The 24,865-nt window shown below is 72.6% G+C and carries 17 protein-coding genes and 1 pseudogene; 6 read left to right on the top strand and 12 right to left on the bottom strand.

Annotation, left to right across the window (positions count from 1 at the left end):
• Nucleotides 1–23 precede the first annotated feature (23 nt).
• The 3 genes from FHX75_RS10345 (at nt 24) to FHX75_RS10335 (ending at nt 3,245) form a co-directional block, all read left to right on the top strand.
• Nucleotides 24–1,460 carry a hypothetical protein gene (locus FHX75_RS10345; RefSeq protein WP_154938433.1) on the top strand — a complete coding sequence of 479 codons (1,437 nt, stop codon included), beginning with the start codon at nt 24–26 and terminating at the stop codon, nt 1,458–1,460.
• A 118-nt stretch (nt 1,461–1,578) separates the two neighbouring features.
• Nucleotides 1,579–2,331, top strand: a complete 753-nt coding sequence (locus FHX75_RS10340) for a sugar transferase (RefSeq protein ID WP_154938431.1) — start codon at nt 1,579–1,581, stop codon at nt 2,329–2,331.
• Nucleotides 2,328–3,245: an NAD-dependent epimerase/dehydratase family protein gene (locus FHX75_RS10335; RefSeq protein WP_154938429.1), complete on the top strand. Its 918-nt coding sequence runs from the start codon at nt 2,328–2,330 to the stop codon at nt 3,243–3,245. Before FHX75_RS10340 ends, FHX75_RS10335 begins: the two co-directional genes overlap by 4 nt.
• A gap of 240 nt (nt 3,246–3,485) precedes the next feature.
• On the opposite strand, the pseudogene FHX75_RS10330 reads toward FHX75_RS10335, so the two are convergent.
• Both FHX75_RS10330 and FHX75_RS10325 read right to left on the bottom strand, forming a co-directional pair.
• Nucleotides 3,486–3,752, bottom strand: a pseudogene (locus FHX75_RS10330) (hypothetical protein); the annotation flags it as partial.
• Between the two features lie 188 nt (nt 3,753–3,940).
• Entirely contained in the window at nt 3,941–6,070 is a 2,130-nt protein-coding gene (locus tag FHX75_RS10325; RefSeq protein WP_154938425.1) for an acyltransferase family protein, read from the bottom strand.
• A gap of 284 nt (nt 6,071–6,354) precedes the next feature.
• Here FHX75_RS10325 and FHX75_RS10320 point away from each other — a divergent pair, with 284 nt between their 5' ends.
• Nucleotides 6,355–7,326 carry a DUF389 domain-containing protein gene (locus FHX75_RS10320; protein ID WP_154938423.1) on the top strand — a complete coding sequence of 324 codons (972 nt, stop codon included), beginning with the start codon at nt 6,355–6,357 and terminating at the stop codon, nt 7,324–7,326.
• On the opposite strand, the gene FHX75_RS10315 is transcribed toward FHX75_RS10320, so the two are convergent.
• Both FHX75_RS10315 and FHX75_RS10310 read right to left on the bottom strand, forming a co-directional pair.
• Nucleotides 7,289–7,723, bottom strand: coding sequence for a hypothetical protein (locus FHX75_RS10315; protein ID WP_154938421.1), 435 nt, complete (start codon nt 7,721–7,723; stop codon nt 7,289–7,291). The genes FHX75_RS10320 and FHX75_RS10315 overlap by 38 nt on opposite strands.
• A gap of 186 nt (nt 7,724–7,909) precedes the next feature.
• Nucleotides 7,910–10,399: a Tex family protein gene (locus tag FHX75_RS10310; protein WP_246157822.1), complete on the bottom strand. Its 2,490-nt coding sequence runs from the start codon at nt 10,397–10,399 to the stop codon at nt 7,910–7,912.
• A 103-nt stretch (nt 10,400–10,502) separates the two neighbouring features.
• On the opposite strand from FHX75_RS10310, the gene FHX75_RS10305 reads away from it, so the two are divergent.
• Nucleotides 10,503–12,014: a deoxyguanosinetriphosphate triphosphohydrolase family protein gene (locus FHX75_RS10305; RefSeq protein ID WP_154938419.1), complete on the top strand. Its 1,512-nt coding sequence runs from the start codon at nt 10,503–10,505 to the stop codon at nt 12,012–12,014.
• A 49-nt stretch (nt 12,015–12,063) separates the two neighbouring features.
• Here FHX75_RS10305 and FHX75_RS10300 read toward each other — a convergent pair whose 3' ends face one another.
• The 6 genes from FHX75_RS10300 to FHX75_RS10275 all read right to left on the bottom strand — a co-directional run bounded on the left by FHX75_RS10300 (nt 12,064) and on the right by FHX75_RS10275 (nt 19,218).
• The gene (locus FHX75_RS10300) at nt 12,064–13,209 is read right to left on the bottom strand and encodes an MBL fold metallo-hydrolase (protein WP_154938417.1); all 1,146 of its coding nucleotides are present in this window, start codon (nt 13,207–13,209) and stop codon (nt 12,064–12,066) included.
• Nucleotides 13,210–13,480: 271 nt separating this feature from the next.
• A complete protein-coding gene (locus tag FHX75_RS10295; protein ID WP_154938415.1) occupies nt 13,481–14,437 on the bottom strand; it encodes an SDR family NAD(P)-dependent oxidoreductase in 957 nt (318 codons plus the stop codon).
• On the bottom strand, nt 14,434–15,618 hold the full coding sequence (locus tag FHX75_RS10290; protein WP_154938413.1) for a zinc-dependent alcohol dehydrogenase: 1,185 nt from the start codon (nt 15,616–15,618) through the stop codon (nt 14,434–14,436). Before FHX75_RS10290 ends, FHX75_RS10295 begins: the two co-directional genes overlap by 4 nt.
• A gap of 170 nt (nt 15,619–15,788) precedes the next feature.
• Complete coding sequence (locus FHX75_RS10285; protein WP_154938411.1) at nt 15,789–16,550, bottom strand: succinate dehydrogenase/fumarate reductase iron-sulfur subunit; 762 nt, start codon at nt 16,548–16,550, stop codon at nt 15,789–15,791.
• A complete protein-coding gene (locus FHX75_RS10280) occupies nt 16,547–18,484 on the bottom strand; it encodes a fumarate reductase/succinate dehydrogenase flavoprotein subunit (RefSeq protein ID WP_154938409.1) in 1,938 nt (645 codons plus the stop codon). Before FHX75_RS10280 ends, FHX75_RS10285 begins: the two co-directional genes overlap by 4 nt.
• Nucleotides 18,485–18,486: 2 nt before the next feature.
• Nucleotides 18,487–19,218, bottom strand: coding sequence for a succinate dehydrogenase cytochrome b subunit (locus FHX75_RS10275; protein ID WP_211364374.1), 732 nt, complete (start codon nt 19,216–19,218; stop codon nt 18,487–18,489).
• Between the two features lie 35 nt (nt 19,219–19,253).
• Between FHX75_RS10275 and FHX75_RS10270 the strand changes: the two genes are divergently transcribed.
• Nucleotides 19,254–20,186, top strand: coding sequence for a LysR family transcriptional regulator (locus FHX75_RS10270; RefSeq protein ID WP_154938407.1), 933 nt, complete (start codon nt 19,254–19,256; stop codon nt 20,184–20,186).
• A 145-nt stretch (nt 20,187–20,331) separates the two neighbouring features.
• Here FHX75_RS10270 and FHX75_RS10265 read toward each other — a convergent pair whose 3' ends face one another.
• On the bottom strand, nt 20,332–20,664 hold the full coding sequence (locus tag FHX75_RS10265; protein ID WP_154938405.1) for a hypothetical protein: 333 nt from the start codon (nt 20,662–20,664) through the stop codon (nt 20,332–20,334).
• A gap of 98 nt (nt 20,665–20,762) precedes the next feature.
• On the bottom strand, nt 20,763–24,803 hold the full coding sequence (hrpA, locus tag FHX75_RS10260; RefSeq protein ID WP_154938403.1) for an ATP-dependent RNA helicase HrpA: 4,041 nt from the start codon (nt 24,801–24,803) through the stop codon (nt 20,763–20,765).
• Between the last annotated feature and the right edge of the window lie 62 nt (nt 24,804–24,865).

Raw genomic sequence — 24,865 nt, 5'->3', positions numbered from 1 at the left:
TCGCCGAGCGGCGGTACGCGCAGGTGCTGGCCGGTCTGGGCTGGCTCTGCCTGGGGTGCGTTCCGCTCGTCCTCGACTCCCTGACCGCGATCGAGGATCGGCGTTACCACGGCACCATGGTCTTCGCCGTCCTCGCCCTGTTCTTCGGGATCTGGGTCTTCTGGCGGGATGGCGGGCCGAGGATCACTGTCGTCGGCACCTACAACCTCGGCTTCGCGCTGTTCGTCGGCTTCGCCGCCGCCTACCACGCTGTCCGGGACACGTCACCGGAGCTTCCGCTCTTCCGCGCGGTGACCCTCTGCTACTTCGTCCACGTCCTGACCTGGATGCTGTTCTGGAGCGCGCCGTCCGCCAGGCCGGCCACGAGCCCGGCCCTGCGGGTGGACCCGGCCGTCTCCCGATGGGCCGTCCGGTGGGGTCTGACCCTGCTGACCCTGGCGGTCCTCCTTCAGCTGTCGCTGCCGGAGCAGGACAAGCACATCCTCATCAACGCGGCGGGATTCGTCGGTGTCGTGCTGTTGAGCGTCGGATTGCTGCGTACCCCGCTGCACAAGCCGCCGCTGGTGTACGGCCTCGTGCCGGTCGCCGGCTTCGCCGTCTACTGCACCTTTCTCTTCGACGGTTTCGGTCGGATCGTCGTGGGTTCGCTCGGTCTTGCCCTGGCAGCCGTCCTGATCGACCGGAGCGGTCGCGGACGGCACGTCAAGGTCGCGATCCTCGCCCTGACGCCGATCGCGGTCCTGGTGCTGGCGCGGATCCGCGCCGCGGCCCCGGTCGAGTCGGTGGTGGACAACGCCAATCGGGACATCGACGGCCTCTACTCGGTGGTGTGGCCGTTGCGTGACTTCGCTCAGCTCCTCAGCATGAACGACCTCGGTCTGCTGCCGCGGGCGTGGGGCGGGACGTTCTACGCCGCGGCCGTCTTCCTGGTGCCGAGGGCCGTCTGGCCGGACAAGCCGCTGGGACTCGGCGCCGAGTTGGTGCCGTTCCTGTCTCCCGACATGGTCGGAACCAACCAGTCCGACGCGGCGCTCTTCTTCGGCGAGTGGCTGTTCAACTTTGGCGTCGGCGGTCTGGCGCTGATGATCCCGGCGGCCGGTCTGGCTATCCAGTACCTCGACCGGCTCGCCCGACGGATCACGTCGGTGCCGCTGATGACGCCCCGGACGGTGCTGGCGTACGTGACCGGGATCGTCCTCACCGTGGGGCTCTTCGACGTCATCTGGGTCGGCGCCGCCACCTTCGCCGGACGTACCGGGTGCCGCCTGCTGGTGCTCGCCGCGCTGCTCCTGATCATCCCCAAGGGCGCTGCGGCGCAGCGGACGAGCGCGGTGCCGCACCGGCCCGGCGGCGCCGGGGTCCACGCCGAGCGGCTGCTCCCGGCCGCTGCGGGCATGTCGTCCTCCGCGCCTGGCCGCCAGGACCCGGCGGTGGGCCGACCCCCGCACGGAGGCGGATGACCGCGCGCTCGGCCGGCCACCGGGACGGTCGGAGAGCGCGGGGAGCGCCGAGACATGAAGGGCCATTTTGTTCCGCTTTGGGGCCTTTCATGGCTTTTCATGCTGATAGGACTGTTGTATGGCTAAAGGCATTCTCGAAGAACCGGTGGGGCGCGCCCTGGCTCACCCCCCTGCCGCCGCCGACCAGGCCCGTTCCGGCGCCTTGGCGGGGCGGCCGTACGACCGCTGGAAGCGGTTGATCGACATCGTCGGTGCGATCGTCGTGCTGATCCTCGCCGCGCCGGTGATGGCCGTCGTGGCCGGCGCGATCCTGCTCGTCCTGGGCCGTCCGGTGCTGTTCCGGCACACCCGGCCCGGTCGCGACGGCAGGCTGTTCGAGCTGGTCAAGTTCCGCACCATGCACCCCGTCGACCCGGCGCGCGGACTGGTGTCGGACGCCGACCGGCTCAACCCGCTGGGTCGGTGGTTGCGTGCCACCAGCCTGGACGAGCTTCCCGAGTTCTGGAACGTGCTCCGCGGTGAGATGAGCATCGTCGGGCCGCGGCCCCATCTCGTCCGCTACCTCACCCTGTACAGCCCGCGACAGGCGCGGCGGCACGAGGTGCGACCCGGCATCACCGGGCTCGCCCAGGTGCGCGGCCGCAACGCCCTCGACTGGCAGCACAAGTTCGAGTACGACGTCGAGTACGTCGACCGGCGATCGTTCTGGTTGGACGTGCGGATCCTCGCCGCGACGGTGCGGGTGGTGCTCAGGCGGGACGGCATCTCGGCGCCGGGCGCCGCCACCTGGCACGAGTTCACCGGCAACGCGGAGCCCGACCCCGGCTTGCTGCGGCCCGCCGGAGAGTCCGTCCGTCCCGGCGCTCGATGAGCCGGGTACTGCTCTTCGGCGCCGGCGGCTTCCTGGGCCGGCACATCCACGGTGCGCTCGCGTCGCATTCCATGGTCCTGGCGCCGGATCGATGGGAGTGCGACCTGGTCGGCATCGAACTGTCGGCGCTGGTCGCCCTGCTCCGCCGGGAGAAACCGGACGCGGTGGTGACCGCAGCGGGTCGGATCAGCGGCTCCGGGTACGACTTCGTGCAGGCGCACGTGGCCACCACCGCCAAACTGATCGAGGCGGTGGCTGCCGGTGCGCCCCAGGCCCGGCTGGTCCGGATCGGTTCCGCGGCGGAGTACGGCGCCGTACCGCACGGGAGCGCCGTGACGGAGGACCATCCCGCCAGCCCGGTGGGCGAGTACGGACTGAGCCATCTCACCGCCACCCGGCTGGCGCAGCTCGCCGGGGAGTCGGCCCGGGTGGACACGGTGGTCCTGCGGGTGTTCAACCCGGTCGGTCCGGGCATGCCGGCCGGCAACGTGCTCGGCCGAGCGGCGACGCTGATCAGGACGGCGCTGGCCCGGGGGGAGGAGCGGGTGTCACTCGGCCTGCTCAGCACTTACCGGGACTTCGTCGACGTGCGGGACGTGGCGGACGCGGTGCTGGCCGCGATCCGCAGCGGGCCGCTCGCCGAGCGGATCTTCAATGTCGGCAGCGGGCGGGCGGTGGCCACCCGGGAGGCGATCGGCCGGCTGGCCGAGGTCGCGGGCTTCACGGGGGAGGTAGGCGACGGCTCGTTGGCGCCCGACGCCGGTCGGTCGGCCGCCGTTCCCTGGATGTGCGCCGACATCGGGCGCAGCGCCCGTGTGTTGAACTGGGCCCCGCGACACACCTTGACCGGCTCGCTGATGACGCTCTGGCAGGAGACGGCCGCTGGCCGGCCGACGCCGGAGCTCGTGCCGTAGATCCGTGGAACCGCAGTGGACGTGCTGCGCTCCTGACTGGAGTCGGTACAGTGCTGCGGCCAGTGACAGGCACACGTCCGACCGCAGGGAGCCCGACGGCGCTGCACTTGAGGATCATCGTGCCGGGTGACCGCGCCACCGCCGTGGCGGCATGCTCGGCGACGACCCCGGCTGGCTCCACCCGGCGGTCATACCCGGTGCTGCCCGGCAGCTCCGCCGGCGACCTCATCCGCTGCGACGCTGTCCTCGGGCGTCGACGGCCTCGGTCCGCGCCCGGTTGACGTACCAGCCGCTGAGCCGGGTGCGGTAACGGCTGCGGCCGTCGTACGCCGTCGCCGTGATTCGGTCCGGGCGCAGACCCCGTCGGGTCGCCTCGGCGGCGAACCAGGCCACCAGTTCCGCGGCCGCCGCATGCTCGGTCGCCTGCCGGCGCTCGTCGGCCGCCGCGTGCGCGGCCGCCGCGCGCCGCTGCCGCTCCCGCCAGTCCGCGCCGTCCTGCTCACCCACGACCGCGACGGTACGCCCCGACGCCACTCGCCGCCGGCCACCGCGCTCGCGGAGGTGGGGAGGGGCACGACCATCACCGAGCCAGCTTCGTCCCGACCGTGTGAGCTGGCCCGGGTGGTCGTAACGGCAGATCTGAAGGAGTGGTCGCCCCCGGGCCACGTGGTGGCGTGGGCCGGGGGTGTGACGCTTCAGCTTCCGCCCGTCCGTACGGTGGCCAGGGCGCTGTCGAGCCGGGGCGCGAGCGTCCGGGCGTAGGTGGCGGTGAGATGGTTGGTGTCCCGATAGACGAGTACGCCGCCGATGACCGGCGCGCAGCGGTCGGTGGGACAGATCGCGTCGTTGAGATTGACCAGGTGGATTCCCGGCTGTCCCTCGGCGGCCCGCTCCTGCGCGCTGCCACCCCCGGCAGCCAGCACCTCGTCACGTTGCGGCGCGCACCGAGTGAGCCGGTCCGGGTTGGCGGAGACGCACTCGACCGGGTCTCGGCGGTGGTACGGCGTGTCCCGGAGCACCACCACCCGCACCCCGATCGTGGTCATCTCCCGCCACGTGTTCCGTAGCCCGGTGGCCAGGATGTCGTGCGCATCCCGGGTCACCAGCTCGCCGTCGCGCACCGTCAGGTAATGGGAGTTGCCCACCAGCAGCAGGTCGGGCGGGTCGGCGCGCAGATGGCCGCGGACCCGCTGGTTCCACTCGGTGCAACTGGTGTACGGCCGGCCGTCCAGCGCCACCTCCATCGCCAGGAACGGGCACGAGGACTTGGTGTGGGTCACCACCCGCCACTTCCGCTGTACCGCGACCGCCTCCAGCGCCGGCAGCCACTGCGCGGCATGCGAGTCGCCGGCGAGCACGACGGTGTAGGAGGCATCCTTGACCCCGTACACACAGGTCAGTGGCTCGCTGCTGTTCTGTTGGACGTGACAGTTGGTGCGGGTCGTCGCCGGGACGTCCTTCGCGGCGACCAGCGGGTCGGGGGTGATCGAGTCGACCCGGTCGACCGGCCTCCCGGCCTGGTCCCCTCTGGGCGACTTGCGCAGGACGGCGGCTCCCGGTGGCCCGGCCGGGGCGAGGGCGCCCGCCGACGCGCTGCTGCCGCCCAGTGGCGGCACTGCGGACGTGGACAGGGACGGTCGGGCCGGCGACCAGACGGTCAGCTGGAAGAGCAGGCCGGCCATCACCGCCGTGCCCGTGCAGAGGGCGCCGATGCCCAGCGCCTGCGCCGGCTGCCAGTGCAACGTCTGCGATCGGCGGATGGGGTTCTCGACGAAGTGGTAGGTGAGGACCGCCGGCACCGCGGAGAGCGCGACCACCGCCAGGCGCGCGGACGCGCTCAGCTCGCCGAACCGGTAGTCGGCGACGATCAGCAGCGGCCAGTGCCACAGGTAGAGCGAATACGACAGCGCACCGACGCCGCGCATCGGCGGCAGGCTGAGCAGCCCGGCCGGCCCGGCCCGCCCGGCGGCCACCGCGAAGGCGATCACCACCGCTGTGCCGGCGGTGGGCAGCAAGGCGACGTACCCGGGGAAGGCCGACGCGGAGTCCAGCAGGAAGGCCGAGGCGACCACGGTGACCAACCCGGACCAGGCGAGCACGACGGCCAGCGCACGTGGGGTGCGGTGCAGTCGGGCACCGACGATGGCCACCGCGCCGCCCAGGGCGAGCTCCCAGATCCGGGTGGTGGTCACGAAGTACGCCGGGGCCCGATCGGTCGACGTCAGGAATACCGACCAGGCGAAGGACGGCAGGGCCACCACGGCGAACCCGACCATCAGCACGCCGCGGCGTAGCCGTCGCCGGCCACCGAGGACGGCCAACCCGAGCAGCAGCAGCGGCCAGATCAGGTAGAACTGCTCCTCGACGCTGAGCGACCAGTAGTGCTGCAGGACGCTGGGTGCCTGGTCGACGAACATGTAGTCCACCGACTGCTCGGCGAGCCGCCAGTTCATCACGTACAGCGCGCTGCTCACCACGTCCCACGCGGTGTTGGAGAAGCGCACCTTCGGCAGGAACAGGTACGTCAGCAGCAGGGTGACCACGAGCACCAGGCCGGCGGCCGGCAGCAGCCGCTTCGCGCGTCGGGCGTAGAAGCCCACCAGCGAGATCCGTCCGGTGCGGTCGAGTTCCTCGACGAGCAGGCCGGTGATCAGGAAGCCTGAGATCACGAAGAAGACGTCCACGCCGACGAAGCCGCCGGGGATGAACTGGCTTCCGGCGTGGCCGACCAGTACCAGCAGGACCGCCAGGGCGCGCAGTCCCTCGATGTCGCCCCGGAAGGATGCCCATGGTGGGGCATTCGGCCTGCTTCGTGTCTGGGTCATTGTCCCGTCCTGCGCTAGAAATCCGGTGAGCGTTGCCGTTAGGGGTTATATCCCACAAACGCACGTTCGTCCGGTTTCCGCAGTCTTGCGCCGTGTCGCCGTCTCGTCGGAGTTCGGCCGTCCGCCGCTCCCGTGCGGGGCGAGCGCCGCCGAACCGGTGTCCGTCCGGCGTGGAACCGTGAGGGCTGACATCCCGAAGGTGCGCCGTGGCGACGGGTCCCGGGCGCGGGCGGTAGGGTTCTCCGGGCCGCGCCCGGCGGTTGGTGCCTCGAGGGGAGCGATTCTTGCTGCACTTGAGGATCATCGCGCCGGCCGACCGGTCGTCCCAGGTGGCGGACCTGCTCGCCGACAACCCGGGGGTGGTGCACCTGGCCGTGATCCCCGGCGCGGCCCGGCAGCCCGCCGGCGACCTGGTCCTCTGCGACGTGGTCCGGGAGAGCGCCGACCGGGTGCTGCACCAGTTGCAGGAGCTGGGGGTCGAGGCGCACGGCGGGATCTCCGCCGACGACGTCGAGCTGACCCTGTCCCGGGCGGCGAAGCAGGCCGCCCGGGACGCCCCCGGTCACGGCGAGGACGCGGTCGTCTGGGACGAGATCGCCGCCAAGACCGGCGAGCAGACCGAGCTGACCGGGACGTACCTGGCGCTGATCATCGTCGCCACGATGATCGCCGGGGTGGGCGTGCTGCTGGACCAGCCGATCCTGATCGTCGGCGCGATGGTGGTCGGCCCCGAGTTCGGCCCCCTCGCCGCACTCTGCGTCGCGCTGCTGCGCCGCAAGCCCCGCACCATCGTCCGCTCGGTGCAGGCGCTGACGGTGGGCTTCCTGGCCGCCATGGTGGCCACCGTGCTGAGCACCTGGGCGCTCACCGCCGTCGACCTGGTCAACCGGGAGATGCTGCTCGCCGAGCGGCCGTTGACCGACTTCATCTGGCGGCCCGACGCGCTCTCCTGGGTCGTCGGCATCCTCGCCGGGATCGCCGGGATGCTCTCGCTCACCTCGAAGAAGTCCGGCTCGCTGGTCGGCGTGCTGATCTCGGTCACCACCGTGCCGGCCGCCGCGAACGTGGCCGTCGCCGCCGCGTACGGGGTGTGGCACGAGGCGGCCGGGTCGGCGCTCCAGCTGGTGATCAATATCTGTGCGATCGTGCTCGCCGGGCTGGCCACCCTCGCCGTGCAGCAGCTGTGGTGGTGGCGGGTGGGCCGGCGCGCCGGCCGGGTCACCGCCAGTCGTCCCCAGCCTCCAGTCGGCGGGTGAGCAGCGTCCGCAGCGGGATCGACTCGCCGTCCCGGCCGCCCCGGCCGAGCACCAGCGGCGCCGGGTCGGGCTCGGGGTCGACGCCGAAGAGCCGGCCGCGCAGGCTGGGCGGCACGCTGAGCAGGTGGAACCGGCCCGCCGTGTCCACCGCCCGGGTCCCGGCCCGGTCGACGTACCAGCCGGTCAGTCGGGTCCGGTAGCGACCGCGACCGTCGTGCCCGCGGGCGACCAGCGGCGTGGTGCGCAGGCCCCGCCGGGTCGCCTCGGCGGCGAACCAGGCGACCAGTTCCGCGGCCTCCGCGTGCTCGGCCGCCCGCTGCCGATCGGCGGCCTCCGCGTGCGCCCGCACCGCCCGCCGCTGCCGCTCCCGCCACTGGAGGCCGTCGTCCGCATCCATGCCGCGACGGTACGCCCACCACGCCGCTCCGGCCCCGCCCGGTCGTCAGGGCTCGCGGGGCCGTCCGGGCATGCGAGGTCGTCGGGGCATGCGGGGTCGGCCGGGTTTCGGCCTTGCCGGGTCGTGCGGCCGCAGGCCGGCACGGCGTGGTCTCCGCTGAGGGCGACCACGCCGTGCCGTCGAGCGTCAGGCCAGGCCGGCCCGGCGCAGCGCCTCGGCCATCGCGTCGTTCACCGGGGCCGGCGCGGAGCCGCCACGGCCCTGCCGCTGCTGCGGTCCGCCCCGCGACCCGCCGCGCTCACCGCGCTGCCCGCCACGCCCGTCAGCGCCGCCGCGCCGGTCACCACCGCCGCGCCCGTCGGCGCCGGCGCGTGCCTCGGCGCCGCCGCGCTGGCCGCGGGCGTCGGAGCCGGTCCGTCCGCCCTGGTCGCCGCGCGCCCCGCCCCGCTCCCGGCGCCCGCCCTCGGCGGGGGCCGAGGGGCGGCCGGTCGGGTCCTCGTCCAGCCGCAGGGTGAGCGAGATGCGCTTGCGGGGCACGTCCACGTCGAGCACCCTCACCCGGACCACGTCGCCGGACTTGACCACGTCCCGGGGGTCCTTGACGAAGGTGTGGGACATCGCCGACACGTGCACCAGGCCGTCCTGGTGGACGCCGACGTCGACGAACGCGCCGAACGCCGCGACGTTGGTGACCACGCCCTCCAGCAGCATCCCCGGGGTCAGATCGCTGATCTTCTCCACCCCCTCGGCGAAGGTGGCGGTGCGGAACTCCGGCCGCGGGTCGCGGCCCGGCTTCTCCAGCTCGGCGAGGATGTCGGTGACGGTGGGCAGGCCGAACGTCTCGTCGACGAAGTCGGTGGCCCGCAGCCCGCGCAGGATCGCCGACTTCCCGATCAGCGAGCGCAGGTCCTGCCCGGTGCTGGCGAGGATCCGCCGCACCACCGGGTACGCCTCCGGGTGCACGCTGGAGGAGTCCAGCGGGTCGTCGCCGCCCGGGATGCGCAGGAAGCCGGCGCACTGCTCGAACGCCTTCGGGCCGAGCCGGGGCACCTTCTTCAGCTCAGTGCGGGACCGGAACGGGCCGTTGGCGTCGCGGTGCAGCACGATGTTCTCCGCCAAGCCGGCGCCGATGCCGGAGACCCGGGTCAGCAGCGGCGCGGAGGCGGTGTTGACGTCCACCCCGACCGCGTTGACGCAGTCCTCGACCACCGCGTCCAGCGAGCGGGAGAGCTTCACCTCGGACAGGTCGTGCTGGTACTGCCCGACGCCGATCGAGCGCGGGTCGATCTTGACCAACTCGGCGAGCGGGTCCTGGAGGCGGCGGGCGATGGAGACCGCGCCGCGCAGCGACACGTCCAGCCCGGGCAGCTCCTGCGAGGCGTACGCGGAGGCGGAGTAGACCGACGCGCCGGCCTCGGAGACCACCACCTTGGTGAGGTTGAGCTGCGGGTACCGCTTGATCAGGTCACCGGCGAGCTTGTCGGTCTCCCGGCTGGCGGTGCCGTTGCCGATGGCGACCAGCTCGACGCCGTGCGCCCCGGCGAGCTTCGCCAGGGTCTCGACCGAGGCGTCCCACTGCCGGCGCGGCTCGTGCGGGTAGATGGTGTCGGTGGCGACCACCTTGCCGGTGGCGTCGACCACCGCGACCTTGACGCCGGTGCGCAGGCCCGGGTCCAGGCCCATCGTCGCGCGGGTGCCGGCGGGCGCGGCGAGCAGCAGGTCGCGCAGGTTGGTGGCGAAGACCCGGACGGCCTCCTCCTCCGCCGCCTGCCACAGCCGCATCCTCAGGTCCGCGCCGAGGTGGATGAGGATCCGGGTACGCCAGGCCCAGCGCACCGTGTCGGCGAGCCACTTGTCGGCGGCCCGCCCCTGGTCGCTGATCCCGAACCGGCCGGCGATGGCCGCCTCGTACCGGGTCGGGCTGGTGACCACGGCGTCGCTGTCGCCCTCGGCCTCCGGGTCCATCGTCAGGTCGAGCACGCCCTCCTTCTCGCCCCGGAACATCGCCAGGATCCGGTGCGAGGGCAGCTTGGTGTACGGCTCGGCGAAGTCGAAGTAGTCGGCGAACTTGGCGCCGGCGGCCTCCTGGCCGTCGCGTACCCGGGAGACCAGCCGGCCCCGCGACCACATCTGCTCGCGCAGGGTGCCGATCAGGTCGGCGTCCTCGCCGAAGCGCTCGATCAGGATGGCCCGGGCACCCTCCAGCGCGGCGGCGGCGTCGGCCACGCCCCGGTCGGCGTCGACGAAGCCGGCCGCGGTCTCGCGCGGGTCCTGCGACGGGTCGGCGAGCAGGGTGTCGGCGAGCGGCTCCAGCCCGGCCTCGCGGGCGATCTGCGCCTTGGTCCGCCGCTTGGGCTTGTACGGCAGGTAGATGTCCTCCAGCCGGGACTTCGAGTCGGCCGCCATGATCTGCGCTTCCAGGGCCTCGTCGAGCTTGCCCTGGCCGCGGATCGACTCCAGCACGGCGGCCCGCCGCTCGTCCAGCTCACGCAGGTACCGCAGCCGTTCCTCGAGGGTGCGCAGCTGCGCGTCGTCGAGCAGGCCGGTGGCCTCCTTGCGGTAGCGGGCGATGAACGGCACGGTGGCGCCGCCGTCGAGCAGCTCCACGGCCGCCCGCACCTGACGCTCCGCGACGCCGAGCTCGTCGGCGATCCGCTGATGAACTGACTGGGTCACGATCTTGATCCGCCTTCGCTGTGGGTTCCGTGCTGCATTCTGCCGCCCGCCCCCGACGGCGCTCGCCACACCCGCCGAACGCGCCTGCGCTAGCGTTGCGATCATGGAACAACCAGCGGATCCGCGGGCCCGCCGGCTCTTCGGCGGCAGCGCCCGGGCGCTCGGCGACCTGGCCGCCAGCCCGTTCCGGGCCGATCGGGACCGGATCGTCGGCTCGCCGTTCTTCGCCCGGCTCAACGGCGTCACCCAGGTGATCAGCCCGGGTGGGTCCGGTCTGCTGGTGCACAACCGGCTCACCCACAGCCTCAAGGTCGCCCAGGTGGCCCGGGCGATCGCCGAGCGGCTCACCGCCGACCCGGCGCACCGTCGGCTCCTCGACGAGCTCGGCGGCCTCGACCCGGACGTGGTCGAGGCCGCGGCGCTCGCCCACGACCTCGGCCACCCGCCGTTCGGGCACCTGGGGGAGCGGGTGCTGGACCGGCTGGCCCGGCAGCGGCTCGGCCTGCCGGACGGCTTCGAGGGCAACGCGCAGTCGTACCGGATCGTCACCAGCACCGAGATCCGGGGGGCGGCCACCACCGGGCTCGACCTCACCGCCGCGGTCCGCGCGGCCCTGCTGAAGTACCCGTGGACCCGGCTGGACCATCCGGACCCGCACCCGCGGCACCTCACCCCGGCGCCCCGGGGCGCGGCCGTCCCGCCCGACGACCCGGAGAGCGGGTCGGCGAAGTTCGGCGCGTACCGGACCGAGCTGGCCGACCTGCGGCAGGCCCGGGCGCCGTTCGCCGGCCGGATCGCCGACTGGCAGCAGACCGTCGAGGCCTCGGTGATGGACACCGCCGACGACATCGCGTACGCGATCCACGACGTGGAGGACTTCTACCGGGTGGGGGTGCTCCAGCAGGGGGCGGTGGCCGCCGAGCTGATGGCCTGGCAGCGGGAGGGCGGTCACCTGCGCGCGGTCACCGACGCGGCGCTGACCGGCGCGGCCCGTCGGCCCGGCTCGGCGATCGAGCGGCTGCGCCGCCAGCTGCACCGTAAGGACGGCTGGATCGCCGCCGACGACGCGTTCGCCGCCGCCGTCGAGCACGTCCGCCAGGAACTGGTCGAGGGCCTGCTGGCGATGCCCTTCGACGGCTCGATCGAGGCCGAGCAGTACGTGGCCCGCTTCTCCGCCCGCTGGACCACCCGCTTCGTGGACGCGATCACCGTGGTCCGCCGGCCGTCGGTGCGCTCCGGTCACGTGCTGCTCGCCCCGGCCCAGTGGCACGAGGTGCAGGTGCTCAAGTTCGTCCACCACCGGTTCGTGCTGGCCCGCCCCGACCTGGCCCTGCACCAGCGGGGTCAGGCCCGGCTGCTGGGCACCCTGGTCGAGGCGCTGTGGGAGTGGCTGCTCGACCCGGAGGAGGAGTCCCGGCTGCCGCGCCGGCTGCACGACCTGGTCGAGCTCGCCGAGGCGGAGCTGCACCCGCGTACGGCGGACCGGATCGGCCGGGCCCGGGGCCGGGCCATCGTCGACTTCGTCGCCCAGCTCACCGACAGCCAGGCCGTCGCCATGCTGGGCGCCCTCTCCGGCCGCTCCGGCGCCCTCTGGACCGACGCCTTCGTCCTCTGACCGCTCGGCGCAAGTGACGGACGGCCGGCCGGCACCGGCGGCGGGTACGTCAGGCGACCGCCTGCCACCAGCCGTCCACCGGCGGCGGGTCGTCGACCACCACCCGCTCGCCGGGGCGGGGTACCGCCAGCCGCACGTCGCGCGCCTTGGCCTCGGCCCAGAGCCGGTCCACCGGCTCGGACCAGTCGTGCAGGGCGAGGTTGAACGTCGCCCAGTGCACCGGGAGGAAGAGCCCGCCGCGCAGGTCGAGGTGGGCCGAGACGGCCTCCTCGGGGAACATGTGGATGGCCGGCCACGCCCGGTCGTACGCGCCGATCTGCATCAGGGTCACGTCGAACGGCCCGTGCTCCGCGCCGATCTCGGCGTACCCGTCGAAGTAGCCGGAGTCGCCGGTGTAGAAGACCCTGCGGTGCGCGCCGGCGATTACCCAGGAGCTCCAGAGGGTGCCGTCGCGACGCAGCCCCCGGCCGGAGAAGTGCTGGGCGGCGGTGGCGATGATGTCGAGCCCACTTACCCGGTGCCGCTCCGACCAGTCCAGCTCGACGATCCGCTCCGCCGGCACGCCCCACCGGTCGAGGTGGGCGCCGACGCCCAGCGGCACCAGGAACGGCGCGGACTGCCGCCGGGTCAGCTCCTGCACGGTGGCCATGTCGAGGTGGTCGTAGTGGTCGTGGGAGATCAGGATGGCGTCGACCGGGGGTAGGTCGGCCAGGCGCACCGGGGGCTGGTGCAGTCGCCTCGGCCCGACCGCGGCGGACGGGGAGCAGCGGTCGCTCCACACCGGGTCGACCAGGACCTTGCGCCCCTCGATCTCGATCATCGCGGAGGCGTGGCCGTACCAGACGATGTTGAGTTCGCGCTCGACGTCGGTCGAGGGCGGGGGCGTCGGGGGCAGCAGCGGGACCGGGGCGCTGGGGCGCCGGCGTTGCTTGCCGAAGATCAGCTCCCAGACCAGGTTCCGACCCGGGTCACCGGTGGTCATCGTCCGGGTGGCGGCCCGGTTGTGGAAGGTGCCGTCGCGGAACTGGGGGGAGCGGGCGGCCCGTTCCGCCCGGGCCCCGGTCAGCCGCCCACCCAGCGCCGCCGGCACGTCCCGCGCCGCCCAGGCCAGGCCGGCCACCGCGGCCAGCCCTGTCATCCGCCACAGCCGCCCGCCGAGTGCCCGGTCGAGTTCCCGGTCCGCTGGTGCCCGCATCGCCACGTCCCCTCCGCCGTCTCCCGAGTACACGGTAGCCACCGCGTCACCCCCGCGCCGGACCGCCGCCGCACCCACACCCCCACCTGCGCACTTTCCAAGAAAGCGTCGCCAGGCCGCCCCGACGAGCCCCCTCATCCACGCACTTTCGGAGAAAGCGTGGCTATTCCGCGCGCCATAGCCACGCTTTCTCCGAAAGTGCGGCCAGAAGGTGGCGCGGCGGGGCCGGGGACGTGGGGCGGGGGTGGAGCGAGGACGGGGTGGTGGGTGGTCAGCGGAGGCGGCGGAGGGCGGCGGCGCCGGCGGTGACCGCTGAGGTGGCGGTGTCGCCCACGGCCCGGGCCAGGCGGGGAAGGTCGGGCAGCCAGCCGCCGCGGAGGGCCTCGCCCGCCGGGTTGGGGGCGAACACCGCGCCGTCGTGCGGCGGCACCTGGCGGTCGGTCAGCCCGCCCCAGCGCATCAGCGGCCCCACCAGCGCGTCGTAGACGCCGGGCAGCACGGTGAAGCCGACCCGCATGATCAGGTTGACCCGGCCCACCGAGATCTCCCGGCGGGGCCGGTCGGCGCAGTCCACGATCGCCCGGGCGACCCGTTGCGGGCTGGTGATCGGCAGTGGCGGTCGGCCCATCCGGCCCAGGTAGTTGGCGGCCTGCTGGTAGACCGGGGTGTCCACGCTGCCGGGGGTGACCAGGCAGACGCACACCCCGGGCAGGTCCCGCGACTCCTGCTGCAACGTCCGGACCAGGCCGTGCAAACCCCACTTGCTGGTGACGTAGCCGCTCATGTAGGGCGCGGTGATGTGCCCGAGCACCGAGCCGGTGAGGATCAGGGTGCCGCCGCCGGCGGCCTTGAACTGCCGCAGCGCGACCCGGGCCACCCCGGCGGAGGCGAGCAGGTCGGTCCGCACCACCTGGTCGAAGACCTCCGCCGGGATCTCCTCGAAGCGCCCGTACGCCATCACCGCCGCGGTGTGCACCCAGACGTCGATCCGGCCGAACTCCCGCAGCGCCGCCTCCGTCAGGGCGTCCAGCGCGCCGGGGGTGGTCACGTCGGTGGGCACCTCGCGTACCTCGGCGGCGCCGGCGTCGTGGCACTCGCGGCGCACCTCGGCCAGGGTGGCGTGGGAGCGGGCGGCGAGGACCAGCCGGTCCCCGCGCCCGGCGAACTCCCGGGCGGCCGCGCGGCCGATGCCGCTGGTCGCCCCGGTGACCACCACCACCCGGCTCACGGTGCGAGCACGACCTTGACGCAGCCGTCCTGCTTCTTCTGGAACATCTCGTACGCCTGCGGCGCCCGCGCCAGCGGCACCCGGTGGGTACGCAGGTCCTCCACGCCCAGCGGGTCGTCGTCGCCGGAGAGCAGCGGCATGATCTCGTCGGTCCAGCGGCGCACGTGGCACTGCCCCATCCGCAGCTGGATGCCCCGGTCGAACATCTCCATCAGCGGCAGCGGGTCCACCTCGCCGCCGTAGACGCCGGAGATGGAGACGGTGCCGCCCCGGCGGACCGCCTTGAGCGCGGCCTTGAGCACCACGAGCCGGTCGACGCCGACCTTGTCGGTCATGGTCTGGGCGAGCTTGTCCGGCAGCAGCCCGGCCGCGGTCTGGGCCAGCTTGCCCGCGGTGGAGCCGTGCGCCTCCATGCCGACCGCGTCGATTACCGCGTCCGGGCCGCGCCCGTCAACCAGGTCGATCAGGGTGGTCGGCACGTCGTCGAGTTCGCTGACGTCGAGGGTCTCGATGCCGTGCCGGCGGGCCATCTCCAGCCGCTCCGGCACCAGGTCCAGCCCGATCACCCGCTCGGCGCCCAGGTGGCGGCCGATCCGGGCGCAGAACTGGCCCACCGGCCCCAGCCCGAAGACGGCGAGGGTGCCGCCGGGCGGGGTGTCGGCGTACTTCACCGCCTGCCAGGCGGTGGGCAGGATGTCGCTGAGGTAGAGGTAGCGCTCGTCCGCGCCGGTCTCCGGGATCTTGACCGGGCCGAACTGGGCGTACGGGACCCGCAGGTACTCGGCCTGGCCGCCGGGGACGGCACCGTAGAGCGAGGTGTAGCCGAACAGCGACGCGCCCTTGCCCTCGGAGGTGACCTGGGTGGTCTCGCACTGGGCGTAGAGCTGCCGCCGGCACATCCAGCAGTCGCCGCAGGAGATGTTGAACGGGACGACGACCCGGTCGCCCGGCTTGAGCCGGGTCACGCCCGGGCCGACCTCCTCGACGATGCCCATCGGCTCGTGCCCGAGGATGTCGCCGGGCTTCAGGTACGGCCCGAGCACCTCGTACAGGTGCAGGTCGGAGCCGCAGATCGCGGTGGAGGTGATCCGGACGATCGCGTCGGTGGGCTCCTCGATCCGCGGGTCGGGTACCTCCTCCACCCGGACGTCACGCTTGCCGTGCCAGGTCAGTGCCTTCATGCCTGTCGTCCCCTCTCGGTGCCGTCCATGGGACTGCTACCCCGAGTGGGCGGCTTGAACCGGCGGGCCGCCCGGGCCGGCGCCAGCGCTGTTTTCCCGCCGTACCGCCGGGAAAACGCCGATCGCCGCACCCCCGGTCGGGGATGCGGCGGTCGGTGCGCAACTGGCGGTCAGGAGCCGGGGGTGCCGGCGCCCTTGGTGGTGGCCTTCAGGTAGTCGCGGTTGAGCCGGCCGATGGTGTTCAGCGGGATGCCCTTCGGGCAGACCACGGTGCACTCACCGGCGTTGGTGCAGCCGCCGAAACCGGCCTCGTCGTGCGCGTCGACCATGCCGATCACCCGGGTGTAGCGCTCCGGCTGGCCCTGCGGCAGCAGCGAGAGCTGGGTGAGCTTGGCGGCGGTGAAGAGCATGCCGGAGCCGTTGGGGCAGGCCGCCACGCAGGCGCCGCAGCCGATGCAGGCGGCCGACTCGAAGGCGGCGTCCGCGTTGGCCTTGGCCACCGGGGTGGAGTGCGCCTCGGGCGCGCTGCCGGTCGGGGCGGTGATGTACCCGCCAGCGGCGATGATCTTGTCGAAGGCGCTCCGGTTGACCACCAGGTCCTTGATGACCGGGAAGGCGCGGGCCCGCCACGGCTCGATGTCGATCGTCTCGCCGTCGGAGAACTGCCGCATGTGCAGCTGGCAGGCGGTGGTGCCGCGCTGCGGCCCGTGCGCGTCGCCGTTGATCATCAGACCGCACATGCCGCAGATGCCCTCGCGGCAGTCGTGGTCGAACGCGACCGGCTCCTCGCCCTGGAGGATGAGCCGCTCGTTGAGGACGTCGAGCATCTCCAGGAACGACATGTCCGGGGAGACGTCGTCGACCTGGTAGGTCACCATCCGACCCTTGTCCTCAGGGCCGGACTGGCGCCAGATGCGCAGGGTCAGGTTCACTTGTAGCTCCGCTGCGTGGGGTGGACGTATTCGAACTTCAGGTCTTCCTTGTGCAGCACGACCGGCTCACCGGTGCCGGTGTACTCCCAGGCCGCCACGTAGGCGAACCGGTCGTCGTCGCGCTGCGCCTCGCCGTCCGGGGTCTGGTGCTCGGCCCGGAAGTGGCCGCCGCAGGACTCCTCGCGGTGCAGGGCGTCGATGCACATCAGCTCGGCCAGCTCGAAGAAGTCGGCCACCCGGCCGGCCTTCTCCAGCGACTGGTTGAGCCCCTCGCCGTCGCCCGGCACCCGCACCCGCTGCCAGAACTCGTCCCGCAGCGTGCGGATCTCGTCGATGGCCTTGCGCAGCCCGGCCTCGCTGCGCTCCATGCCGCAGTGCTCCCACATGATCTGGCCCAGCTCCCGGTGGAACGAGTCCACGGTCCGATCGCCGTTGACCGCCAGCAGCCGGGTGATCCGGTCCTCGACGTCGCGGCGGGCCGCGATCGCCTCGGGGTGGCTGGCGTCGACCTTGTCCAGCGAGCCGGTAGCCAGGTAGTTGGCGATCGTGCTGGGCAGCACGAAGTAGCCGTCGGCCAGGCCCTGCATCAGCGCCGAGGCGCCGAGCCGGTTCGCGCCGTGGTCGGAGAAGTTCGCCTCACCGATCACGAACAGACCCGGGATGGTCGACTGGAGGTCGTAGTCGACCCAGAGGCCGCCCATCGTGTAGTGCACGGCGGGGTAGATCCGCATCGGGACCTCGTACGGGTCCTCGCCGGTGATCCGCTCGTACATCTCGAAGAGGTTGCCGTACTTGGCCTCGATCGCCTTGCGGCCCAGCCGGTTGATGGCGTCGGCGAAGTCGAGGTAGACGCCGAGCTTGGTCGGTCCGACGCCCCGGCCCTCGTCGCAGACGTTCTTCGCGGCGCGGGAGGCGATGTCGCGGGGGACCAGGTTGCCGAAGGAGGGGTAGATCCGCTCCAGGTAGTAGTCGCGCTCGTCCTCGGGGATGTCCCGCGGCGCGCGGTCGTCGCCCTTGGCCTTCGGCACCCAGACCCGGCCGTCGTTGCGCAGCGACTCGCTCATCAGGGTCAGCTTCGACTGGTGGTCGCCGGAGACCGGGATGCAGGTCGGGTGGATCTGCGTGTAGCAGGGGTTGGCGAAGTACGCGCCCTTGCGGTGCGCCCGCCAGGTGGCGGTGACGTTGCAGCCCTTGGCGTTGGTGGAGAGGTAGAAGACGTTGCCGTAGCCGCCGGAGGCGAGCACGACCGCGTCGGCCATCTCGGTGCTGATCTCGCCGGTGACCAGGTCCCGGACGACGATGCCCCGGGCCTTGCCGTCGACGACGACCAGCTCCAGCATCTCGTGCCGGGCGTTCATCTCCACGTTGCCCAGGCCGATCTGCCGCTCCAGCGCCTGGTACGCCCCGAGCAGCAGCTGCTGGCCCGTCTGGCCCCGCGCGTAGAAGGTCCGCTGCACCTGCGCGCCGCCGAAGGAGCGGGTGTCGAGCAGGCCGCCGTACTCACGGGCGAACGGCACGCCCTGCGCCACGCACTGGTCGATGATGTTGACCGAGACCTCGGCGAGGCGGTGCACGTTCGACTCCCGGGAGCGGAAGTCGCCGCCCTTGACGGTGTCGTAGAAGAGCCGGTGCACCGAGTCGCCGTCGTTGCGGTAGTTCTTGGCGGCGTTGATGCCGCCCTGCGCGGCGATCGAGTGGGCCCGGCGCGGGCTGTCCTGGTAGCAGTAGGACTTGACCCGGTAGCCCTGCTCGGCCAGCGTCGCCGCGGCGGAGCCGCCGGCCAGGCCGGTGCCCACCACGATCACGGTCATCTTCCGGCGGTTGGCCGGGTTGACCAGCTTGGCCTCGAAGCGGCGGGTCTCCCAGCGCTTCTCGACGGGGCCCTCGGGTGCCTTGGTGTCGGCGATCGGGTCGCCCTCGATGAAGAGATCCATGGTCAGGACACCAATCCGGTGAGTACGGCGAACGGGACCACCAGGTAGCCGGCGCAGAGCGCGACGGCGAAGACCAGCGCGGCGGCCCGCGCCCGCCGCTCGCCCTTCGGCGTCTGCTGGCCGAGGCTGCGGAAGGCGCTGAACGCGCCGTGCCGCAGGTGGAAGCCGACGGTGACGATCGCCAGGGTGTAGAAGAGCGTGACGTACCAGCGCTCCGGCGCGAAGTCCGCGACCACGTTGCCGTACGGGTTGCTGGCGTCGCCCTGGGGGTTCAGGTGACCGGTGGTCAGGTCCAGGATGTGGTAGATCACGAAGAGCAGGATGATCACCCCACCCCAGCGCATCGTGCGGGCGGCGTAGCTGCCCTGGATCTTCTTGCGGTGGGCGTACTTCACCGGGCGGGCGGCGCGGGCGCGCCGGGCCAGCACGGTGGCGGCCACGATGTGCGCCACCACGGCGACCGTGAGCACGGTGCGCTGGATCCACAGGTACCAGGTGTGGGGCAGCAGCGGCGCGCCGATGTCCCGCAGCCAGTGCGCGTAGTGGTCGAACGACGTCTCGCCGGTGAAGATCTTCAGGTTCCCCAGCATGTGCACGACGAGGAAGAGCACCAGGAGGATGCCCGTCACCGCCATGACGGCCTTCAGGCCGACGTTCGAGCGGATGGGCGACCGAGTTTTCGTGATTACCACCTGACCGACGCTAGGAGGACTTTGATCAGTCGTCCAATGCATCGACCTCGCAGTCTTGATAGCCATAAGCTATGTAGATGCAGCTCCATCAGCTCAAGTACTTCGTGGCGGTCGCAGAAGTACGACATTTCACCCAAGCCGCCGACCTCGTCGGCATAACCCAGCCCTCGCTGAGTAAGCAAATTCACGCCCTGGAGACCGACCTGGGGGCCCCGCTCTTCGAACGGGTAAGGGGCAACATCGCCCTCACCGCTGCCGGCGAGGTGCTGCTGCCGTTGGCCAAGCGGATCCTCGCCGACGTCGACACCGCCACCCGCGAGGTGCAGGAGCTGGTCGGCCTGCGCCGGGGCCGGGTCCGCCTCGGCGCCACCCCCAGCCTGGCCACCTCGCTCGCCCCGCCGGTGCTGCGCCGGTTCCGCGACGCCCACCCCACCGTGGACCTGCGGGTGGAGGAGGGCGGCTCCCAGGACCTGGTCCGTGACCTGCTGCGCGGCGACCTCGACCTGGCGCTGATCATCATGCCGGCCCAGGGCGCCGACCCGGGGCTGCGTGCCGATCCGATCCTGCGGGAGAGCCTCGTCGTCGCGTCGGTGGACCCGCTGCCCGCCGCCCGGGACAACGGCCAGCTGCGCATCACCGACCTGCGTGGCCAGCCCCTGGTGATGTTCCGCGAGGGCTACGACCTGCGCGACGCCACCATCCAGGCCTGCCGGGAGGCCGGCTTCGAACCGACCATCTCGGTCGACGGCGGCGAGATGGACGCCGTGCTCAGCTTCGTCGAGGCCGGGCTGGGCATCGCCCTGGTGCCCGGCATCGTGGTCGCCCGCCGGGCCGGCGTCCGGGTCACCCGGCTCGCCCCGCCCGGCGTACGGCGGACCATCGCGGTGGCCCGCCGCCGGGACGTGGTGCCCACCCACGCCGGTCGGGAGCTGCGCCGGATACTGCTCGACTACGTGCACGACGCCACCGCCGCCGACGAGCTGCCGCCGGGGGTGGAACCGCTGCCGTAACCGGCGAGCCGGCTCAGCCGCCGGGCGAGGGCCGGCCGGATGGGCGGTCCGCAGGCCGGCACAGCCGCAGCGGAGGCAACAGCACGACCGCCTCGCCCAGGTTGACCACCCGTCCATCAGCCCGCGCCGGCGCGGGCTGCGGTCGCTACCAGCGCCGTGAAGCGCGCCACTCCTCGGCGGCGACCAACGCCCGCTTTGCGGCGTCACGGTCGGCGCGGCGCTTCTCCCGGTGCCGGAAGCCCTGGTACAGCTTGTACCCGGCGTAGAACGGCACGAAGAACGCCGGGACGAAGACCACCCCGCGGGTCGCGCCGGTGGCGATCAGGTGCCACGCGTTGCCGGCTGCGCAGACGGCGAAGAACGCGGCGAGCACCCGGTCGACCACGGACGTGGTGGCGAACGACGTCACGGCGACACCGAGCAGCGCCACAGCGCTCGCCACGAGAACCACGATGTAGAAGACGATGACCATGGACACGCTGCACCCTGGGGATCGAAGCCGGTCGCCCGATGACCGGTCGCGCAGACGATAACGAAGCGCCGGCAATCGCGCCGCCCCGTGCGCCGCTCAGTGGCTCAGCGCCCCTCGGCGTCGTCCATCGCCCGGTAGATCCGCTGCTCCGACACCGGGTACGGGGTGCCGAGCGCCTGGGCGAAGACGCTCACCCGCAACTCCTCGATCATCCACCGGATCTGCCGTACCGCCGCCGAGTTGCGCCGGCTCGGCGGCAGTGCGGCGAGCATGTCGGCGTACTCCTTCTGCACCACCGCGATCCGGTCCTGCTGCTGCTTGTCCCGCTGCGGGTTGCCCGGCAGCCGGTCCAGGCGCCGCTCGATCGCGGTCAGGTAGCGCAGCAGGTCGGGCAGGCGCGCGTACCCGGCCTCGGTGACGAACCCCTTGTGCACCAGCCCGGAGAGCTGGTTGCGGATGTCGGCCAGGGCGGCCACCACGGCCAGGTTCCGGGTCGCGCCGAGGCGCTGCTCCACCGCGTACCCGGCGGCGAGGACCCGGCGGACCCGGTCCATCACGTCGACCACGGTGTCGATCAGGTCGGCACGGACCCGCTCGCGCAGCGCGGCGAAGCCCTCGGCGTCCCAGGCCGGCCCGCCCGCGTCGGCGATCAGCTTGTCGATCGCGGCCCCGGCGGCGTCGGCGATCAGCTCCTGCACCCCGCCGTGCGGGTTGCGGCTGAGCGCCAGCTTCGCCTCGTTGGAGAGCCGGCCCTGGAGGAACTTCGCCGGCGACGGCACGGTCAGTCGCAGCAGCCGCCGGGTGCCCGCCCAGTGCGCCGCGGCCTGCTCGGCCTCGGAGTCGAACACCTTCACCCCGACCGTCGCGCCCTCGTCGACCAGCGCCGGGTACGCGGTCACCGCGTAACCGGCCCGGACCTGCTCGATGGTGCGAGGAAGATCGTCGATGCTCCACTCACGGAGGCCCGTCCGGGCCACGTCCGGCGCGGCGGCGGCCACGACCTGGCGTACCTCCTGGCGGAGCTGGCGTTGCAGGGTCGGCAGGTCCTTGCCCTCGGCGACCGGCTTGTTCTCCTCGTCGAGCACCCGGAAGCTGACCCGCAGGTGGGCCGGCAGCCGGTCGACGTCCCAGGCGTCGCGTGGCACGGTGACGCCGGTCATCCGGCGCAGCTGCCGGGTCAGCGCGTCCAGCAGCGGCTCCTCGCCCGCCGGCATCGCCGCCAGCGCCGCCCGGGCGTAGTCCGGCACCGGGACGAAGTTGCGCCGGACGGCCTTGGGCAGCGACCGGATCAGCGCGACGACCAGTTCCTCGCGCAGCCCCGGCACCTGCCAGTCGAAGGTCTCCGCCGGCACCTGGTTGAGCAGCGGCAGCGGGATGTCCACGGTCACGCCGTCGGTCGGGGTACCCGGGTCGAAGGTGTAGGTCAGCGGCAGGGTGACCCCGTCGGCCTGCCACTCGTCCGGGTAGTCGGCCTCGTCCACCCCGCCGCGGCCGGCGTTGATGAGCAACTCGCGGGTGAAGGTGAGCAGCTCCGGCTGCTCCCGGCGGGTCTTCTTCCACCAGGAGTCGAAGTGCCGGCCGGAGACCACGTCGGCGGGGATGCGCTGGTCGTAGAAGTGGAAGATCGTCTCGTCGTCGACCAGGATGTCCCGCCGCCGGGCCCGGTTCTCCAGCTCCTCGATCTCGGTGAGCAGCCGCTGGTTGTCCCGCCAGAACTCGTGGTGGGTCTGCCAGTCGCCCTCCACCAGGGCGTGCCGGATGAACAGCTCCCGCGACAGCGCCGGGTCGATCCGGCCGAAGTTGACCTTGCGGGAGGTGACCAGCGGGATGCCGTACAGGGTGACCTTCTCGTAGGCCATCACCGCGGCCTGCTTCTTTTCCCAGTGCGGCTCGCTGTAGCTGCGCTTGACCAGGTGCTGCGCCAGCGGCTCGACCCACTCCGGCTCGACCCGCCCGGCGACCCGGCCCCAGAGCCGGGAGGTCTCCACCAGCTCGGCGGCCATCACCCAGCGCGGTGGCTTCTTGAACAGCGCCGAGCCGGGGAAGATCGCGAACTTCGCACCGCGCGCCCCCAGGTACTCGTGCTTCTGCGCGTCCTTGAGCCCGACGTGGGACAGCAGGCCGGGCAGCAGCGACTGGTGCACCTTCGGGGTGTCGATCTCCTCCGGCAGGTCCGCGGTCGGGCCGCGCCGGCCGCCGTCCGCCGGGGCCTGTTCCGCGCCGCGCCGGCCACGCCCGCCGCCGCCCTGATCCGGGGTACGCAGCACCTGGCGCAACTGGCTGACGATGTCCTGCCACTCGCGGACCCGCAGGTAGTTCAGGTATTCCGCCTTGCACATCCGGCGGAACGCGCTCGACGACAGCGTCCGCTGCTGCTCCCGCAGGTAGCGCCACAGGTTGAGGAAGGCGACGAAGTCGGACTCCTTGTCGGCGAACCGGGCGTGCGCCTGGTCGGCCTGCGCCTGCTTCTCGGCCGGCCGCTCGCGCGGGTCCTGGATGGAGAGCGCCGCGGCGATCACCACCACCTCGGTGGCGCAGCCGTTGCGCTCGCCCTCCAGCACCATCCGGGCCAGCCGAGGGTCGACCGGCAGCTGGGCCAGCCGCCGGCCCAGCGGGGTGAGCCGCTTCGCCGGGTCGGTCTCGGTCGGGTCGAGCGCGCCCAGCTCGTGCAGCAGGTTGACGCCGTCGGTGACGTTGCGCCGGTCCGGCGGGTCGATGAACGGGAACGCGGCGATGTCGCCGAGCCCGATCGAGGTCATCTGGAGGATGACCGAGGCGAGGTTGGTGCGCAGGATCTCCGGGTCGGTGAACTCGGGCCGGGAGAGGAAGTCCTGCTCGTCGTAGAGCCGGATGCAGATGCCGTCCGAGGTACGCCCGCAGCGGCCCTTGCGCTGGTTGGCCGAGGCCTGCGAGACCGGCTCGATGGGCAGCCGCTGCACCTTGAGCCGGCTGGAGTAGCGGGAGATGCGGGCCGTGCCCGGGTCCACCACGTACTTGATGCCGGGGACGGTCAGTGACGTCTCGGCGACGTTGGTCGCCAGCACCACCCGTCGCCCGGCGTGCGGGGCGAAGACCCGGTGCTGCTCGGCGGTCGACAGCCGGGCGTACAGGGGGAGGATCTCGGTGCCGAGCAGCGACCGTTTCTTCTCCACCAGCTTGCCCAGCGCGTCGGCGGTGTCCCGGATCTCCCGCTCGCCGGAGAGGAAGACCAGGATGTCGCCGGGCCCCTCGGCGGCCAGCTCCTCGACCGCGTCGCCGATCGCCTGGACCTGGTCGCGGACGTTCTCCTCGTCGTCGCCCTCGTCCTCCTCGGTGTCGCTCACCTCGACCAGCGGCCGGTACCGCACCTCCACCGGGTACGTCCGCCCGGAAACCTCGACGATCGGGGCCGGCTCGCCGTCGGCATCGGCGAAGTGCCGGGCGAACCGGTCCGTCTCGATGGTCGCCGAGGTGATGACCACCTTGAGGTCGGGGCGGCGGGGGAGGAGCTGCCGGAGGTACCCGAGGATGAAGTCGATGTTGAGGCTGCGCTCGTGCGCCTCGTCGATGATCAACGTGTCGTACTGGCGCAGCATCCGGTCGGTCTGCAACTCGGCGAGCAGGATGCCGTCGGTCATCAGCTTGACCAGGCTGCGGTCGCTCACCTGGTCGCTGAAGCGCACCTTGTAGCCGACCACGTCGCCCAGCTCGGTGCCGAGTTCCTCGGCGATCCGGTCGGCGACCGTCCGGGCGGCCAGCCGGCGGGGCTGGGTGTGCCCGATCAGGCCGTGCACCCCGCGCCCCAGCTCCAGGCAGATCTTGGGCAGCTGGGTGGTCTTGCCCGAGCCGGTCTCGCCGGCCACGATCACCACCTGGTGGTCGCGGATCGCGGCGGCGATGTCGTCCCGGCGCTCGCTGACCGGCAACTGCGCCGGATAGGTGATCACCGGCACGGCGGCCCGCCGGTCCGCCAGCCGCGCCTCGGCGCGGGCCACGTCCACGGCGATCTCGGCGAGCGCGCCGTCGCGCCGCTCGGGCTCCCGCAGCTTGCGTGCGCCGTCCAGCCGCCGCTGCAGACGGCGCTGGTCGCGGAACATCAGCGAGGAGACGCGACGGTGCAGGTCGCGGACGGTGACGGCCTCGGCGGGTACGGCTGGATTCTGCATGTCGTCGCCAAGGATAGGCAGCCCGCCGCCGGAGCGCCCCCGGGTTACCTCCCCACCGCACC

The sequence above is a fragment of the Micromonospora palomenae genome (assembly GCF_007829925.1).
Classification (GTDB): Bacteria; Actinomycetota; Actinomycetes; order Mycobacteriales; family Micromonosporaceae; genus Micromonospora; species Micromonospora purpureochromogenes.
The sequence above is the reverse complement of the archived record's forward strand: the minus strand, read 5'-3'. Positions and strand labels throughout refer to the sequence as shown.

Excerpts from the sequence above, each read along its gene's own strand:
- FHX75_RS10340 (WP_154938431.1), top strand. The coding sequence starts at position 1,579 with ATGGCTAAAGGCATTCTCGAAGAACCGGTGGGGCGCGCCCTGGCTCAC.
- FHX75_RS10315 (WP_154938421.1), bottom strand. The coding sequence starts at position 7,723 with ATGGATGCGGACGACGGCCTCCAGTGGCGGGAGCGGCAGCGGCGGGCG.
- FHX75_RS10290 (WP_154938413.1), bottom strand. The coding sequence starts at position 15,618 with ATGAAGGCACTGACCTGGCACGGCAAGCGTGACGTCCGGGTGGAGGAG.
- hrpA (WP_154938403.1), bottom strand. The coding sequence starts at position 24,803 with ATGCAGAATCCAGCCGTACCCGCCGAGGCCGTCACCGTCCGCGACCTG.
- FHX75_RS10305 (WP_154938419.1), top strand. The coding sequence starts at position 10,503 with ATGGAACAACCAGCGGATCCGCGGGCCCGCCGGCTCTTCGGCGGCAGC.
- FHX75_RS10270 (WP_154938407.1), top strand. The coding sequence starts at position 19,254 with ATGCAGCTCCATCAGCTCAAGTACTTCGTGGCGGTCGCAGAAGTACGA.
- FHX75_RS10335 (WP_154938429.1), top strand. The coding sequence starts at position 2,328 with ATGAGCCGGGTACTGCTCTTCGGCGCCGGCGGCTTCCTGGGCCGGCAC.
- FHX75_RS10275 (WP_211364374.1), bottom strand. The coding sequence starts at position 19,218 with ATGCATTGGACGACTGATCAAAGTCCTCCTAGCGTCGGTCAGGTGGTA.
- FHX75_RS10325 (WP_154938425.1), bottom strand. The coding sequence starts at position 6,070 with ATGACCCAGACACGAAGCAGGCCGAATGCCCCACCATGGGCATCCTTC.
- FHX75_RS10280 (WP_154938409.1), bottom strand. The coding sequence starts at position 18,484 with ATGGATCTCTTCATCGAGGGCGACCCGATCGCCGACACCAAGGCACCC.
- FHX75_RS10300 (WP_154938417.1), bottom strand. The coding sequence starts at position 13,209 with ATGCGGGCACCAGCGGACCGGGAACTCGACCGGGCACTCGGCGGGCGG.